The 14667-nt window shown below is 63.9% G+C and carries 14 protein-coding genes; 7 read left to right on the forward strand and 7 right to left on the reverse strand.

Annotation, left to right across the window (positions count from 1 at the left end):
* The first annotated feature begins 146 nt into the window (after positions 1-146).
* The 3 genes from V6765_RS17375 to V6765_RS17385 all read left to right on the forward strand — a co-directional run bounded on the left by V6765_RS17375 (position 147) and on the right by V6765_RS17385 (position 2779).
* Entirely contained in the window at positions 147-632 is a 486-nt protein-coding gene (locus V6765_RS17375; RefSeq protein ID WP_448431513.1) for a MarR family winged helix-turn-helix transcriptional regulator, read from the forward strand.
* On the forward strand, positions 629-1330 hold the full coding sequence (locus V6765_RS17380; protein ID WP_448431056.1) for a response regulator: 702 nt from the start codon (positions 629-631) through the stop codon (positions 1328-1330). The genes V6765_RS17375 and V6765_RS17380 overlap by 4 nt, the downstream gene beginning before the upstream one ends.
* A gap of 93 nt (positions 1331-1423) precedes the next feature.
* On the forward strand, positions 1424-2779 hold the full coding sequence (locus V6765_RS17385) for an ATP-binding protein (RefSeq protein ID WP_448431515.1): 1356 nt from the start codon (positions 1424-1426) through the stop codon (positions 2777-2779).
* 22 nt (positions 2780-2801) lie between these two features.
* On the opposite strand, the gene V6765_RS17390 is transcribed toward V6765_RS17385, so the two are convergent.
* The 7 genes from V6765_RS17390 to V6765_RS17420 form a co-directional block, all read right to left on the reverse strand.
* Positions 2802-3581 carry an SDR family oxidoreductase gene (locus V6765_RS17390; RefSeq protein ID WP_448431058.1) on the reverse strand — a complete coding sequence of 260 codons (780 nt, stop codon included), beginning with the start codon at positions 3579-3581 and terminating at the stop codon, positions 2802-2804.
* Between the two features lie 10 nt (positions 3582-3591).
* Positions 3592-4740 (reverse strand): galactonate dehydratase, encoded by a 1149-nt coding sequence (gene dgoD, locus V6765_RS17395; RefSeq protein WP_448431060.1) that lies wholly within the window; start codon positions 4738-4740, stop codon positions 3592-3594.
* 12 nt (positions 4741-4752) lie between these two features.
* Positions 4753-6378 carry a GMC family oxidoreductase gene (locus tag V6765_RS17400; RefSeq protein ID WP_448431062.1) on the reverse strand — a complete coding sequence of 542 codons (1626 nt, stop codon included), beginning with the start codon at positions 6376-6378 and terminating at the stop codon, positions 4753-4755.
* Positions 6375-7262: an aldose 1-epimerase gene (locus V6765_RS17405; RefSeq protein ID WP_448431064.1), complete on the reverse strand. Its 888-nt coding sequence runs from the start codon at positions 7260-7262 to the stop codon at positions 6375-6377. Before V6765_RS17405 ends, V6765_RS17400 begins: the two co-directional genes overlap by 4 nt.
* Before the next feature lie 5 nt (positions 7263-7267).
* Positions 7268-8269: an ABC transporter permease gene (locus tag V6765_RS17410; RefSeq protein ID WP_448431066.1), complete on the reverse strand. Its 1002-nt coding sequence runs from the start codon at positions 8267-8269 to the stop codon at positions 7268-7270.
* An 11-nt stretch (positions 8270-8280) separates the two neighbouring features.
* Positions 8281-9807 (reverse strand): sugar ABC transporter ATP-binding protein, encoded by a 1527-nt coding sequence (locus V6765_RS17415; RefSeq protein WP_448431068.1) that lies wholly within the window; start codon positions 9805-9807, stop codon positions 8281-8283.
* Between the two features lie 96 nt (positions 9808-9903).
* Positions 9904-10875, reverse strand: coding sequence for a substrate-binding domain-containing protein (locus tag V6765_RS17420; protein WP_448431070.1), 972 nt, complete (start codon positions 10873-10875; stop codon positions 9904-9906).
* Positions 10876-11080: 205 nt separating this feature from the next.
* On the opposite strand from V6765_RS17420, the gene V6765_RS17425 reads away from it, so the two are divergent.
* The 4 genes from V6765_RS17425 (at position 11081) to V6765_RS17440 (ending at position 14598) form a co-directional block, all read left to right on the forward strand.
* Entirely contained in the window at positions 11081-11854 is a 774-nt protein-coding gene (locus V6765_RS17425) for a FadR/GntR family transcriptional regulator (protein ID WP_448431072.1), read from the forward strand.
* A 119-nt stretch (positions 11855-11973) separates the two neighbouring features.
* A complete protein-coding gene (locus tag V6765_RS17430) occupies positions 11974-12921 on the forward strand; it encodes a 2-dehydro-3-deoxygalactonokinase (RefSeq protein ID WP_448431074.1) in 948 nt (315 codons plus the stop codon).
* Entirely contained in the window at positions 12921-13541 is a 621-nt protein-coding gene (locus tag V6765_RS17435; protein WP_448431517.1) for a 2-dehydro-3-deoxy-6-phosphogalactonate aldolase, read from the forward strand. The genes V6765_RS17430 and V6765_RS17435 overlap by 1 nt, the downstream gene beginning before the upstream one ends.
* Positions 13542-13584: 43 nt before the next feature.
* The gene (locus V6765_RS17440; protein WP_448431076.1) at positions 13585-14598 is read left to right on the forward strand and encodes an asparaginase; all 1014 of its coding nucleotides are present in this window, start codon (positions 13585-13587) and stop codon (positions 14596-14598) included.
* Positions 14599-14667 lie beyond the last annotated feature (69 nt).

Here is a 14667-nt window from a genome sequence, read left to right on the forward strand (position 1 = left end):
TCCCTTGCGGACGGAGAGCCTCTACGACTTCCATTTCGCCCGCGTCCGTTTTAAACCTGATACGATATCTATGTCAGACTGGATTTGATTACAAAAGCCCGGCGGGCGAAAGGAAGCAGGCTTTGGGAGTGAAACATCAGGCGATCATGCCCGAACAGGCGCCCGAGAGCGAGGTTTCGGACCTGGCGGTGGTCGAACTTCTGTTTTTCGCCTATCGCGACTTCACCGCCGATCCGGACGCGATCCTCGGCGAGATCGGCTTCGGCCGCGCCCATCACCGGGTTATCCATTTCGTGGGCAGCCGGCCGGGGATGAGCGTTGCCGACCTGCTCGACATCCTGCGCATCACCAAGCAGAGCCTTGCACGCGTGCTGAAACAGCTGATCGACAGCGGCTATATCCGCCAGACGGCGGGTCCGGAAGACCGGCGTCAGCGCCGGCTGTTTCTGACGCCGGAAGGCGAGCGGCTGCGCGCGGAACTGCTTTCGCCGCAATTGCGGCGCATCGACGGGGCGTTTGCGGCGATGGGCGAGGACGAACGCCGGGCGGTTGGCGAATTTCTGACACGAATGTGCGATCATGATCCCCGGGCCGGCGCAGAAGCCCTGGTGCGGAAAGGGGATAAAGTATGATTGAAGCCAGAGCGGTCGACGATGACGCGGCCCACCTTCTGATTGTCGATGACGACACCCGTATCCGTACGCTGCTCAAGCGCTATCTGGGCGAAAACGGCTATCGGGTTTCCACGGCCGCCGATGCCGCCGAGGCGCGGCGCAAGCTGGAAGGGCTCGACTTCGATCTTCTCGTGCTCGACGTGATGATGCCGGGCGAGGATGGCGTGTCACTGACCCGGCACCTCAGGGAAATTCGCCCGGTTCCGGTGCTGCTTCTGACGGCGAAGGCGGAGGCGGATGCCCGCATCGCCGGTCTGGAGGCCGGCGCCGACGACTATCTTGTCAAGCCGTTCGAACCGCGCGAACTGCTTCTTAGGATCAGCAATATCCTGCGCCGCGCCGACGCGCCGAAGACGCCGGCGATCGAACAGGTGGTGTTCGGTCCCTATTCCTTCTCGCTTGCGCGGCGCGAGCTGAAGAAGGGGACAACGCCAATCCGGCTCACCGACCGCGAGCAGGACATCATGACGATGCTCGCCGAAAAGGCCGGCGAGACCGTCGCGCGCTACGATCTTGTCAGCAGCGCCAGCGAGATCAACGAGCGCACCATCGACGTGCAGATCAACCGGCTGCGCCGCAAGATCGAGAACGACCCGGCGAACCCGCTCTATCTTCAGACCGTGCGCGGTATCGGCTACCGCCTGAGCCGGGATTAGGACCCGACATTGAAACTCTGGCCCGCAAGCGTTCAAACGGCCTGTGAAAGAGCGGCGCACGCCCTCAAGCGACGCACGCGCGAACTCGAGCGGCTGCCGGGGCTGCGCCATATCGCCGGCGCCTACAAGGTTATCGCCCGCTGGACCCATCACCGGCTTCCGCGCGGCCTGTTCGCCCGCTCGCTGCTGATCATCATCATCCCCATGCTGCTGCTGCAGGCGGTGGTCGCCACGGTGTTCATGGAGCGCCACTGGCAGATGGTGACCCGCCGCCTTGCCGATGCGGTCACCGGCGACATTGCCGCGATCATCGACCTGATCGACGCGACCGGCGACGAATATGAAAGCGAGATCGTCTCGATTGCGTCGCGCGACATGGGTCTGAGGGTCGCCTTCGAGCCGGGCGCGAAGCTCCCGCCGCCGCTGCCAAAGCCGTTTTTCGGCCTGCTCGACCAGGTGCTGGCGGAGCTGATCTCGGCCAAGATCGGCCGACCGTTCTGGATCGACACGCTTGGCGATTCCCGCTTCGTCGAAATCCGCATCAAGCTCGATGACGGCATATTGCGCATCTTCGCGCGCCGTTCGATGACCTATGCCTCGAACACCCATATCTTCATTCTGTGGATGGTCGGCACCTCGCTGGTGCTGATCGGGATCGCGACCTTGTTCCTGCGTGGCCAGATCCGGCCGATCCTGAAGCTGACCCAGGCCGCGGAGGATTTCGGCAAGGGCCATCGCTCCGAGGTGCCCTACACGCCGCGCGGGGCGATCGAAATCCGGCGCGCGGGCCTCGCCTTCATCCTGATGCGCGAGCGCATCGAGCGCCAGATCGAACAGCGCACCACCATGCTGAACGGCGTCAGCCACGATCTGCGCACCATCCTCACCCGCTTCAAGCTGCAGCTTGCCCTGATCGGCGAGAGCCCGGAGGTGGAGGCCCTCAACGAGGATATCGAGGAAATGCAGAAGATGCTGCAGGGCTATATCGACTTCGCCCGCGGCGATGCCGAGGAAACCACCGGCACGGCCAGCCTTTCGGCGCTGTTCCGCCGCCAGCAGGAGGATTTCGAGCTTTCCGGAAAATCGCTGCACTACGTGGTGATCGGTCCGGACGAGGTGACGGTCAGGCCCAATGCCTTCGCCCGCCTGATCGCCAACCTCGCCTCCAATGCCAAGCGCCACGCCGACAGTCTGGAAATCACAGCCGAGCACGGCGAGAAATGGCTGACAGTGACCTTCGATGATGACGGGCCGGGCATTGCGCCGGAGATGCGCGAGGAAGTGTTCAAGCCGTTCCTGAGGCTCGACAACGCCCGCAACCTCGATTCCTCCGGCACTGGCCTCGGCCTCGCCATCGCCCGCGACATCGCCCGCTCGCACGGCGGCAATGTCACCCTCGGCGACAGCCCCCTCGGCGGCCTGCGCGCCGTCATAAGCATCCCCTGCTAAAGCCTCTGCTGAACGGTCTGGCTCAGGCGGGATGCTGCTGGACGCTGAGACCGCCATCCACGGTCAGGCAGGTCGCGTTCATGAACGGGCATTCGTCGGAGATCATGAACACGGCCGCCATCGCGATTTCCTCTGGCGTGGCGATCCGTCCGCCGGGATGGAGCTTCAGCGTCTCGGCCTTCGCGGCCTCGGGATCGGGGAAACTGTTCCAGTAGTCGATGACCTTCTGCGTCGCTACATAACCCGGCGCGAGTGCGTTCACGCGGACGTTGTTGCCGGCATATTCCAGGCCCAGCGACTTGGTCATTCCGAGCAGCGCATGTTTTGCCAGCGGATAAGGGAAGGTATGCGGGATGATGGTGAAGGCGTGGGTCGACGCGATGTTGAGGATCACGCCGCCGCCGGCCTCGATCATGCCCGGAAGCGCCGCCTTGCAGCAGTTCCACGCGCCCTTGAGGTTGATGTCGAAACACCGGTTCCAGTCCTCGTCGGTCGTCTCGAGCGGTGCGGAAAAGACATTGACGCCGGCGTTGTTGACGAGCGCATTGACGGGTCCGATTTCATCAGCCGCCTGTTCCATGGCGACGGCGATCGCCCCGGCATCCGTTATATCGGCGGCAGCCCAGCCAATGGCCGCATCAGACCCGTGAAGCGCCCTCGCCTCGCGCTCCAGAAGCGCGCCGTCCCGGTCGACCATGAACAGCGCCGCGCCTTCCTTCACGAAGGCCCAGGCGATCGCAAGGCCGATGCCCTGGGCCGCGCCGGTGACGAATATGCGCTTGCCTGACAGCCGTCCCGTCATCTTAATCTCCTCACCACTCGGCGAAACTGCCGTCCGGATGACGCCAGATCGGATTGCGCCAGTTGTGGCCTTCCCTGGCGCGCTCAATCACATAGGCCTCGTCGATCTCGATGCCGAGCCCCGGCCCCTGCGGTATGCCGACAAAGCCGTCGGCATATTCGAACACGTCCTTGTTCGAGATATAATCGAGAATGTCATTGGCCTCGTTATAGTGGATTCCCAGGCTCTGTTCCTGAATGAAGGCATTGTAGGAGACGGCATCTACCTGAAGGCAGGCGGCAAGCGCGATCGGCCCGAGCGGACAATGCGGCGCAAGCGCCACATCATAGGCCTCCGCCATGGCCGCGATCTTGCGGCATTCGGTAATCCCGCCGGCATGGGACAGATCCGGCTGGATGATATCGACATAGCCGCCCTCGAAAACCGGCTTGAAGTCCCAGCGCGAAAAGAGCCGCTCGCCAAGCGCGATCGGCGTGGAGGAATGGTTGGCGATCTCCCTCAGGGCTTCCCTGTTTTCCGAAAGCACCGGCTCCTCGATGAACATCAGTTTGTAGGGTTCGAGCTCCTTTGCCAGCACCTTGGCCATCGGCTTGTGGACCCGGCCGTGAAAATCGACGCCGATGCCGATATGCGGGCCGACGGCCTCACGGATGATCGCGATGGTCTCGACCGCCTTTTCCACCTTCTCATTGGTATCGACGATCTGCATTTCCTCGCAGCCATTGAGCTTGATCGCCTTGAAGCCGCGCGCGACCACGTCTTTTGCATTGGCCGCCACATCGGAGGGACGGTCGCCGCCGATCCAGGAGTAGACCTTGATGCGGTCCCTCAACTGGCCGCCGAGGAGCGCATGGACCGGCTGACCGAGCGCCTTGCCCTTGATATCCCACAGCGCCTGGTCGATGCCGGCCAGCGCCGACATGTGGATCGCGCCGCCGCGGTAGAACCCGCCGCGATAAAGCACGGTCCAGTGATCCTCGATCAGGAAAGGGTCCTTGCCGACGAGATAATCCGCCATCTCGTTGACCGCCGCCTGAACGGTGAGCGCGCGCCCTTCCACAACCGGTTCGCCCCAGCCGACAATGCCCTCATCGGTCTCGATCTTCAGGAACAGCCAGCGCGGCGGGGCCAGATAGGTGGTGAGCTTGGTGATCTTCATGACTTGTTCCGATCAGGGAAGTATGAGGTCGGTCGCCTTGGCGGCGGCGGCAAGAACGGCGGCATTGGTGTTGCCGCTGACGATGGTCGGCATCAGCGAGGCGTCGATGACCCGAAGCCCCCGCACGCCCCTTACCCTGAGGCGGCTATCGAGCACGGCTTCCGGATCGCCGTCATGCCCCATCCTGCAGGTGCCGACCGGGTGATAGCCGGTTTTGACGGTGCGTTTGCAATGCGCCGCGATCGCCTCGTCGCTGGTCACTTCGGCGCCGGGGAAGATTTCCCTGTCGATCAGTTCGCGCATCGGCGAGGCGGCGAGCACGGTGCGGGCGTAGCGGAAACCGGCCATCGTGACCCTCAGGTCATCCGGATGGCTGAAAATCTGCGTGTCGACCACCGGATCGGCGAACGGGTCGCTGGAGGAAAGCGTCACCGAGCCGCGCGATTTCGGACGCAGGAGCAGCGAATTGATGGTCACGCCATCGCCCGGTTCCGTGCCCATGACATCGCGGTCGAGATAGACGGTCGGCACACAGAACATCTGGATCGTCGGGCGGTCGCTCTTGCCTTCCGGATCGTGGAAGGCGCAGGTTTCGACGCCCGTGGTGGAGGCCGGGCCGGACTTGAACAAAAGATATTGCAGGCCTGCCTTGATCATCGGCCAGCCGCGATCCTGCCCGTAATAGCCGAACGACCCCTTGGTGGTGGCGACCACCGGGCATTCATAGTGATCCTGCAGATTGCGCCCGACGCCGGGCAAAGCGACCTTGACCCCGATGCCATGGTGGGCAAGCTCGTCCTCCGGTCCGATCCCGGACAGCATCAGAAGCTTGGGCGTCTGGTATGCGCCGGCCGCCAGGATCACTTCGCTGTCCGCAAAGGCGGATTTCCGGTCGCCGCGCTCCACGTAATCGACGCCGACGGCGCGGTCCCCTTCCATGCGGATGGCGGTCACGGTTGCCCCGGTCACGATCGTCAGCAGCGGGTCGTCCATGACGGGGGCCAGAAACGCGTCCACGGCGCTGCAACGCCGGCGCGTCCGCCAATCGATGGTGTGCTGCATGAAGCCGACGCCGAACTGGCTTTCGCCGTTGAAATCCGGGTTATAGGGAATGCCCATGCCCTGCAGGGTTTTGACATAGGTGCGGGTCATCGGGCTGGTGTGGCCGAGATGGGAGACCTTCAGCGGACCGCCCACGCCATGATACTTGCCAGCGAGATGGTCATTGTCCTCCTGCGCCTTGAAATAGGGCAGAAGATCGCGATAGCTCCAGGCATCATCGCCTTCGCCGTCCGCCACCAGTTCGTTCCACAGATCGAAGTCGGCCGCCTGGCCGCGCATGTAGACCATGGCGTTGACCGTGCTGCCGCCGCCCAGCACCTTGCCCTGCGGGACAATCGGCCCGCGCCCGTCAAGCTGGGGCTGCGGCGCGGTGCTGTGCATCGAAAGATAGGTATCCTTCGCCAGAAACTTCATATAGCCGGCGGGAAAATGCATGATCGGATTGGCTTTCGCCGGACCGCGTTCCAGCACGAGCACGCTCGCGCCGCTCTTCACGAGGCCGGCCGCGACCACGCAGGCCGAACTGCCGCCGCCAACGATGATGAAGTCGTACCGACCGCCGCTTACCGTGCTCATAGGTCCTGCGCTCCAAGCCAGATGCTGCCCGAGAGTTTCTCGCCGGGCTGAAGAATGCGAAGCCCGCCGAGATCGGGAATGTTGTGACCGTCCGCCAGATGCGACATCGGCTCGAAACAGAAATAGTCCCGCTCGAAATCCGGATCGAAGGCGGTATCCGAGACAAACAGGAAAGCGTGCCTGAACAGCGGCTCCGCCCGCAACGAAAGCCGCGTCGCGCGTTCCGGCCAGGTGATCACCGCTTCGCCGGACCAGTCCTCGAAGCCGTTATTGACCCAGCGGTGCGGCAGGGGCGACGGTTTGCTGAAATCAAGGTCGGCGGGAATATCCGTGGCCTCGCCGGGCAGCCAGCCCTCAACCTCGGTCCAGAATTTCCGGGCCGGCGCCTCAAGCGTGGTCTCCGGCGTCATCGGGAAATAGGGATGCCATCCGAGACCGAAAGGCATCGCCTCGTTTCCCTGGTTCTCGACGCTCAGCGTCATCTGCAATTCACCGTCGTCGAGCGAAAAACTCTGCCAGGCCTCGTAGACATAGGGCGTACCGCCGCCTGCATGCCTCAAACGCATCGCCATCCGGTCGGCCTCGTGTTCTTCGAGCGACCATTGCGAGAGCCAGCCCTCGCCATGGAGGTAATGCGGATCCCACTCGGTATTCGCGGTCAGGGCGTAGTGCCGGCCATTGAATGTAAAGCGGTTATCCCGCACCCGGTTGCCGAAGGGCACCAGCGGATAGCAGGAGGACGACAGCGCGTCCGCCCCATCCGGCGCTTCGCGCAGGAGCGGCAGGGGGCCATTCGCACCATCCCGCCAGAAGCCGAGGATCAACCCGCCAGCGGTCGATGCTCGAAGCGAAAAGTCGCCGGACCTGATATCAACGACCGCCATGCCCCTTACCCCTTGTTGCGGGCCAGGCTGCGCTTGATCGCCTGCATGTTGGCGAGCACGGCGATGACGATGATGAGGCCCCGGACAACCTGCTGGAAGAACGGGTTGATGCCCAGTAGGACGAGCCCGTTGCCGATCAGCGTTATCACCAGCACGCCGAGCAGCGTGCCCAGCATGGAGCCGCGACCACCGGAAAGCGCCGTGCCGCCGACGACCACGGCCGCGATCACATCGAATTCCAGCCCGCTTGCCGCCGTCGCATTGCCCGAGCCGAGACGCGAGACCAGAAGGATGCCCGAGATCGCAGCCATGGCGCCGCCAATCGCGAAGATCGCGACCCGGATGCGCGCAACATTGATGCCGCTGAGATAGGCCGCATGGGCATTGCCGCCGATCGCAAACACCGACCGACCGAACGCCGTCTTGCGGCTGACGAAGGCGAACACCGCGAAGAGCACGAGCATGATGATCGCAGCCGGCGGAATGCCGAGCACCGAACGGTCGAGCGCGTCCAGCACGTCGTTGCGGCCGATCGAAACCGGCAAGGCATCGGTGAAGAACAGCGCCAGCCCGCGCAACGCGCTCCACATGCCGAGCGTCGCCACGAAGGACGGCACGTCGAAATAGGCGCGCAGGACGCCGGAAATGCCGCCGAGCCCGGCGCCGAGCGCCACCGCCAGCAGGAAGGCGATCGGCGTGGGGAAGCCCCATTGCAGCAGATAGGCGAGCGCCACGGAAATGAACGCGACCATCGGGCCGACGCTGACGTCGATTTCGCCGGAAATGATGATGAATGTCATCGCCCAGGCCGCGATACCGATCGTCGCCGCATCACGAAGGATATTCACCTGATTGTTGAACGACAGAAAGCCGTAGGCGGTGGTGCCGAATATCACGTAGAGCAAGGCAATCGCCAGGAACAGGCTGAGCTCGTTGATATGCTTCGAAACGCCGAAACCGCTTTTCTTCTTCGGGGCGGCCGTATCGGCAGCGTTATTCTGCGACATCATCGTCTCCGTCAGTGTCCTGAAATGCAGGCCGCCATCAAGGTGTCCTGATCGATGTTGGGGGAACGGAACTCTTCCCGGAGCGCGCCGTCTCTGAGAACGAGCACCCGGTCGCACACCAGCGGCAGTTCCTCGATCTCGCTGGAGACGAAAACGATGCTGCGGCCTTCGGCGGCGAGTTCGCGAATGATTGAATAGATCTGGGCCTTGGCCTCGATATCGACGCCGCGCGTGGGCTCGTCGAGCAGAAGGATGCGGCTGCCGGCATAGACCCAGCGGCCGATCACGACCTTCTGCTGGTTGCCGCCCGAAAGCGTGCCGATCGGCGTGTCGGTGCGCGCGGTCTTGATGTGCAGCCGATCGATGATCCTGCGCGTCGCCTCGGCCATCCGCCGGGCCGAAAGCACGCCGTTGACGGTCACGCCCTCAAAGCGCGTCGAAAGCGTATTCTCGTCGACGCCGAGCAGGGGAACGATGCCTTCTTCCTTGCGGCTCTCCGGCGTATAGCCGAAGCCGAGCTTGATCATCTGTTTGTAGCCGAGCGATGTCACCGGCTTGCCGTTTGCGTAAATCTCGCCCGCCTCGCCGCGGCGCACGCCCATGATCGCCTGAAGCAGTTCGGTACGGCCGGAGCCGAGCAGGCCGGCAATTCCCAGAACCTCGCCCTTCTTCAACGAAAACGATACGGAGGAGAGCTTGGGCGCCACGGCCAGATCCTTGACCTCGAGCACGGTCTCGGGCTGGCTGGCATCTTCCAGCACGGCGGCTTCAGCGCCTTCCGAACCCAGCATCAGGCGGACGATCTCGCGCGTGTCGGCATTCTGCACATCGACGGTGTCGATGATCCGCCCATCGCGCATGATCGTTGCTGAATGGGCGATCTGGCGGATCTCGTTCATGCGATGGCTGACATAGATGACCGAGATGCCTTCAGCGGCGACGCGCGTTACCGCCGCCATCACCTTTTCGGCTTCGGCTGCCGCCAGCGAGCTTGTCGGCTCGTCGAGGATCACCAGCTTGGGATTGCCGAGCAGCGCCCGTGCGATCTCCAGAAGCTGGCGTTCGGCGGGGCTGAGCGTTGAGACGAGCGTATCGGGCGAAAGGTCGAGACCGAGACGGTGCATGGCCTCGGTCGCCTCGGCGATCATGGCGCGATGGCTGATGACGCCGCCCTTGCGCGGCCACCGTCCGAGAAACAGGTTCTCGGCCAGCGACATGCCCGGAACGAGGCTGAGCTCCTGATAGACCACCCGGACGCCATGCGAAAACGCCTGCTGCGCGCGGGCGGAGCCCACATGGGTCAGCTCATCGCCGTCGATGAGGACGGTTCCGCTGTCGGGCACTTCGGCGCCGGTCAGCATGCGGATGAGGGTCGATTTGCCCGCGCCGTTCTTGCCGAGAAGCGCACGCACCTCGCCAGGAGCGACCTCGAAATCGGCATTGTCGAGCGCCAGCACGCCGGGGTAACGCCGGGTGCACCCCGTCATGGAGACGAGCGCTGGTGCTTCCGGCCTTTTGATCTGAGATGCAGACGTCATTGCTCTTCCCGTTGATAGCGATGCCGCCGGGTTGCGGCGGCATCGGTGTTTGCCTTCAGCGCGCTGCCTCGGCAGCGCAGCAGCGCCAACTGCCGATCACGGAATACCGTCGGCGTGAGCCTCGAGCCATCCCTTGCCATCTTCCGACGACTTGTAGAGATCGATTTCATAGGGGACTTCGATGCCTTCCGGCGGCGTGCCATCGATCGACTTGATCGCCTGCGCCAGCGCCAGCTTGCCAAGGCCCTGGCCGGAGATATCGACGACGCCCTTGATGACCGTGAAGTCCGCAAGCTCCTGGGCAATTTCGGTGGTCATGTCGCCGCCGAAGACGACAACCTCGCCTTCCCTGCCCTGCGAACGCACGGCGCGGGCGGCACCCAGCGTCGCGCCGCCGGCTTCGCCGAAGAAGGCGTCGATTTCAGGGTTGGAGGTCAGCATGGTGCTGGCAACCGAAACGGCCTTGTCGAGGATCGCGCCTTCCTGATTGGCGACAATCTCGGCGTTCGGCACCTTGGCCATCAACGCTTCCTCGAAGCCCTCTCTGCGGGTGACGCAGACTTCGACGAATTCGCAGTTCAAGACCGCGATCTTCGGCGTGTCATTGCCTTCCGCGATGAAGTAGTCGGCGGCGGCATCGCCGAGCTTGTGGCCGAAATCATAGGGGTCTCCGACGGCATAGGCGGAGATGTATTCCTTCATGTCCTCTTCGTTGAGGCAGGTATTGTAGCAGACAACCGGAATGCCGGCATCATGGGCGCGGCGGATCGCGCGGTAGGAGCCGTCGGCGGACACCGGCGACACGATGATCGCCTGGACGTCGGCCGAGATCAGCGAGTCGATGAAGGAGGATTCCTTGCTGACATCGCCCTGGGCGTTGGTTTCGACGATGACGAGGTTGCGGCCGGCCTCTTCAGCGCCGTCCTGGATGCCCTTGCGGACACCGGCATAAAAGCCCTGCGCATCCATGTAGATTGCGCCGACCTTGAGGTCTTCCTGCGCGGATGCGGCTGTCGCACTCGACAATGCGGCGGCGGCCAACAAGGCCGCCTTGATGATGAGCTTCATTGTGCTCCTCCCTGTGGACGTTTTCCCTGCCGGAGGTCACGCCATCCCGGCGGCACGATATTTATAATACGTCGGACCAATGTCAATTATAAATATGATTTATTTTTCAATTTGAATGAGGAAGCTATATCGATCATATTACCGGCAACGAAGCGCCCGGTGCGAAAAGCGCCATGCGCGAGGGGATACAGTGAAAAGTGAAGCAATGACTCAGATATTGACGGAACACGGCGCTCCTATTGCCCAGCGGGGCAAGCGCAGCGTAAGGGAAGCCCTCCTCCATTCGCTCGTCGAGCTGATCGTCAACGGCACGTTTCCCGAGAGCGCCACACTGCCCAATGAAGCAGAACTGACTGAGAGATTCGGAGTCAGCCGCACCAGCCTGCGCGAGGCGATGCAATATCTCTCCGCGCTCGGCATGGTGCGGTCGCGCACCCGCGCCGGGACCATCGTGCTGCCGCGCGAAAACTGGAACTATCTCGACCCCACGGTGCTCGACATCATGCTGTCCGTCGGGGCCGACGATGCCTTTTATTCCTCGCTGATCGACGCCCGGCAACTGCTGGAGCCGGCCGCCGCCGCCCAGGCTGCAGCCAACGCCAATGCGCGCCAGCTCTACCAGATCGCCAAGGCCTTCGAGGATATGGTCGAGGCCAACTCACGCGACAACGAGGAATGGAGCCGCGCCGACCTCGAATTCCACACCGCGATCATCAATGCCAGCGGCAACTGGGTCTATCGTCAGTTCGCCAGCGCCATCCGCGCCGCTCTGCTGGCGAGCTTCCGCCTGACGAACCGCGCCAGCCAGTCGCATGAGCAGGCAATCCTCGCCCATCAGGATGTGCTTGAGGCCATCAGGATGCGCCGCCCGGATGCCGCGCGCCACGCCATGGAGCAGCTCATCGGCGTCGCGAGAAGCGAGATGACCGATGCACTGCGCAGAACGCGGATCGCCGCCAAAACCCAACAGGTCGATTAGAAATCACACAAAAGATCATACATAAACGCCAGACTTTTGGCTTGAGCACGGGCGCGCAAAAGAAAGCTGATATGACCGTGAACCACGAAATCGCCTGCTACCGAAACGAGACCTGACACATGACCCAAACCGTCTCCGCCATTGTTGACTGGGGCACCAGTTCGCTCCGCGCCACCCTTGTTGCGGCCGATGGCCGCGTGCTGGACAGACGCGAAAGCCGCAATGGCGGCATCCAGTTTGCGGAAGGCGGCGCGTTCGAGGCGGCGCTGATGGCGGCGATCGGCGCGTGGTTTGACGAGCACGGCCCCTTCCCGGTCACCGCCTGCGGCATGATCACCAGCCGCAGCGGCTGGGTCGAGGTGCCGTATGTGGATGCGCCGGCGGGAATTGCGGAACTCGCAGCGGGCGCGAAACGCATCACGCTGCAAAACGGCGCAACCGTGACCTTCCTGCCGGGCCTGCGCGACCCTGCGGCAAAGCCGTTTCCCGACGTCATGCGCGGCGAGGAAACGCAGATCGTCGGCTACGGACTTGCGGAAGACCGCACGCTGGTGCTCCCTGGCACCCACAGCAAATGGGCGCGCATCGAAAACAGCCGCCTCGCCGCCTTCCAGACCTATGCCACCGGCGAAATCTATGCCCTTCTCACCCGGCATTCCTTCATCGCCCGGGCCGCCGAGCCCGTGCCCGGCAGTGAGCCGATCTGGTCGGCTTTCGATCGCGCGGCGGAATTTGCCGCAAGCGACGAGCCCGCCGCCGAAGCCCTGCTTTCGGCAGTCTTCAGCGCCCGCAGCGGCATTCTGGCCGGCACGCTTCAGCCCGAAGAGGTCGGGGATTATGTCTCGGGCCTGCTGATCGCCTCGGAATTCCGGCAGGCGCGCGCCGCCGGCTGGCTGCGTCCCGGCGAAGCGATCGGTATCATCGGCAATTCGGCGCTGACAGAGCGCTACGGGCGCGTCGCGCCGCTTTTCGATCTTGCGATCAAACCCGGCCCGGAGGATGCCGCAACGCTTGGCGTCCAGCGCATCACCGGCAAACTGCCTTCCACGGAACAGGAACGAACATGATGAATTTCAACGAAGCGCTTGAAGCCTGCAATCTTATCGCGATCCTGCGCGGCATCCGGCCGGAGGAAGCGGAGCCGATCGGCGAGGCGCTGATCGAAGCCGGCTGGCGCATCATCGAGGTGCCGCTCAACTCGCCCGAACCGCTCAAGAGCATTGAGAGGCTTCAGGCTCGTTTCGGCGACCGCGCGCTGATCGGCGCGGGCACGGTGCTCACGCCGGCTGAGGTTGCCGATGTGGCCGCCACCGGCGCGCGCGTCATCATCTCGCCCAACGCCAACCCGGCCGTGATCGAAGCGACCGCCGCGCGGGACCTGATCAGCCTGCCGGGCGTCGCCACGCCGACGGAAGCGTTCGCCGCCATTGCGGCCGGCGCCACCGGCATCAAGGCCTTTCCCGCCGAGGCCATACCGCCGATTGCCATCAAGGCCTGGAAAGCCGTCCTGCCGAAGGACATCCCGGTCTTCGCCGTCGGCGGCGTGACGCCGGACAATATGAAAGCCTATGTCGAGGCCGGCGCATCCGGTTTCGGCATCGGCGGCGCGCTCTATAAGCCCGGCGCGGACGTGGCAGCGATTGCGCAAAAGGCGAAGCAGTTCATTGAGGCCATGCAGCGGATCTGATGCAGCCGGGACGCGGCGACGACACAAAAAGAAAGGTACACCGATGAGCGAAACAGCTCAGAACACCAAGGCCGAGGTTACGCTGATCGTCCTCGGCGGCACGATCACCATGACCGCCGACGCCGGCGGCGGCATCACGCCGAAGCTGAGTGCGCAGGCGCTGATCGACGCCGTGCCCGGTCTGGCCGAGATCGCAAATGTGGAGCCGCTCTCACCGTTCAAGTTACCAAGCGCATCGCTCACGCTCGAGCAACTCGGCGAGGTGGCGCGGACTGCCAGGCGTGCGGTGGAAGGCGGCGCTTCCGGCGTGGTCGTGGTGCAGGGAACGGACTCGATCGAGGAGAGCGCGTTCGCGCTCGACTGCATGTGGGGAGAGGCCGCCCCCATCATCGTCACCGGCGCGATGCGCGGGCCGGAAGCGGCCGGCGCCGATGGTCCTGCCAATATCCTCGCCTCGGTCATCGCCGCATCCTCCGACGAAGCCCGTTCGCGCGGCGCGCTGGTGGTGATGAATGACTGCATTCACAGCGCCCGCGCCGTGACAAAAGCCCATACCGGGCTTTGCTCGGCCTTTACTTCGGGCGCGCTCGGCCCCGCCGGCGAAATCATGGAGGGACGCGCCTTCTTCTTCGCGCCGCCCTCGCCGCGACCGCTGCCGGCCATCGCGCCTCCCTTGGCGCCCGTCCCGCCGGTCGCGCTGCTGAAACCTGGGCTTGGCGAAGATACCAGGCTGGTGGAGGCATTGCCGGGCCTTGGCTACAAGGGCGCCGTCATTGAGGCGATGGGCGCGGGCCACGTGCCGGAACGATTGTCGGAGCCGCTCGGCGCGCTGGCCGCGACCATGCCCGTGGTGCTTGCCAGCCGGACCGGAAACGGGCCGGTTTTCAGCAACACATACGGCTACAAGGGCGGCGAGATCGACCTGCTTTCGAAAGGCCTCATCGGTGCCGGCAGGCTCGGCGGTCTGAAGGCGCGACTGCTGCTGCAGCTTCTTCTTGCAAGCGGTGCCGGTCGCGAGGATTGCGCTTCAGCCCTCAAGGCGGCATCGCGCGGATAGAACAATCATTTTACGGGGACGCTTGCGCTCGCGCCGCGAGTATCGGATATTCGCGGCAATGCCCTGCCC

The sequence above is a fragment of the Martelella sp. FOR1707 genome (assembly GCF_053484265.1).

Bases quoted from the DNA above. Each gene is read 5' to 3' on its own strand.
- V6765_RS17375 (WP_448431513.1), top strand. From the start codon at position 147: ATGCCCGAACAGGCGCCCGAGAGCGAGGTTTCGGACCTGGCGGTGGTC.
- V6765_RS17380 (WP_448431056.1), top strand. From the start codon at position 629: ATGATTGAAGCCAGAGCGGTCGACGATGACGCGGCCCACCTTCTGATT.
- V6765_RS17390 (WP_448431058.1), bottom strand. From the start codon at position 3,581: ATGACGGGACGGCTGTCAGGCAAGCGCATATTCGTCACCGGCGCGGCC.
- dgoD (WP_448431060.1), bottom strand. From the start codon at position 4,740: ATGAAGATCACCAAGCTCACCACCTATCTGGCCCCGCCGCGCTGGCTG.
- V6765_RS17400 (WP_448431062.1), bottom strand. From the start codon at position 6,378: ATGAGCACGGTAAGCGGCGGTCGGTACGACTTCATCATCGTTGGCGGC.
- V6765_RS17405 (WP_448431064.1), bottom strand. From the start codon at position 7,262: ATGGCGGTCGTTGATATCAGGTCCGGCGACTTTTCGCTTCGAGCATCG.
- V6765_RS17410 (WP_448431066.1), bottom strand. From the start codon at position 8,269: ATGTCGCAGAATAACGCTGCCGATACGGCCGCCCCGAAGAAGAAAAGC.
- V6765_RS17415 (WP_448431068.1), bottom strand. From the start codon at position 9,807: ATGACGTCTGCATCTCAGATCAAAAGGCCGGAAGCACCAGCGCTCGTC.
- V6765_RS17420 (WP_448431070.1), bottom strand. From the start codon at position 10,875: ATGAAGCTCATCATCAAGGCGGCCTTGTTGGCCGCCGCCGCATTGTCG.
- V6765_RS17425 (WP_448431072.1), top strand. From the start codon at position 11,081: ATGACTCAGATATTGACGGAACACGGCGCTCCTATTGCCCAGCGGGGC.
- V6765_RS17430 (WP_448431074.1), top strand. From the start codon at position 11,974: ATGACCCAAACCGTCTCCGCCATTGTTGACTGGGGCACCAGTTCGCTC.
- V6765_RS17435 (WP_448431517.1), top strand. From the start codon at position 12,921: ATGAATTTCAACGAAGCGCTTGAAGCCTGCAATCTTATCGCGATCCTG.
- V6765_RS17440 (WP_448431076.1), top strand. From the start codon at position 13,585: ATGAGCGAAACAGCTCAGAACACCAAGGCCGAGGTTACGCTGATCGTC.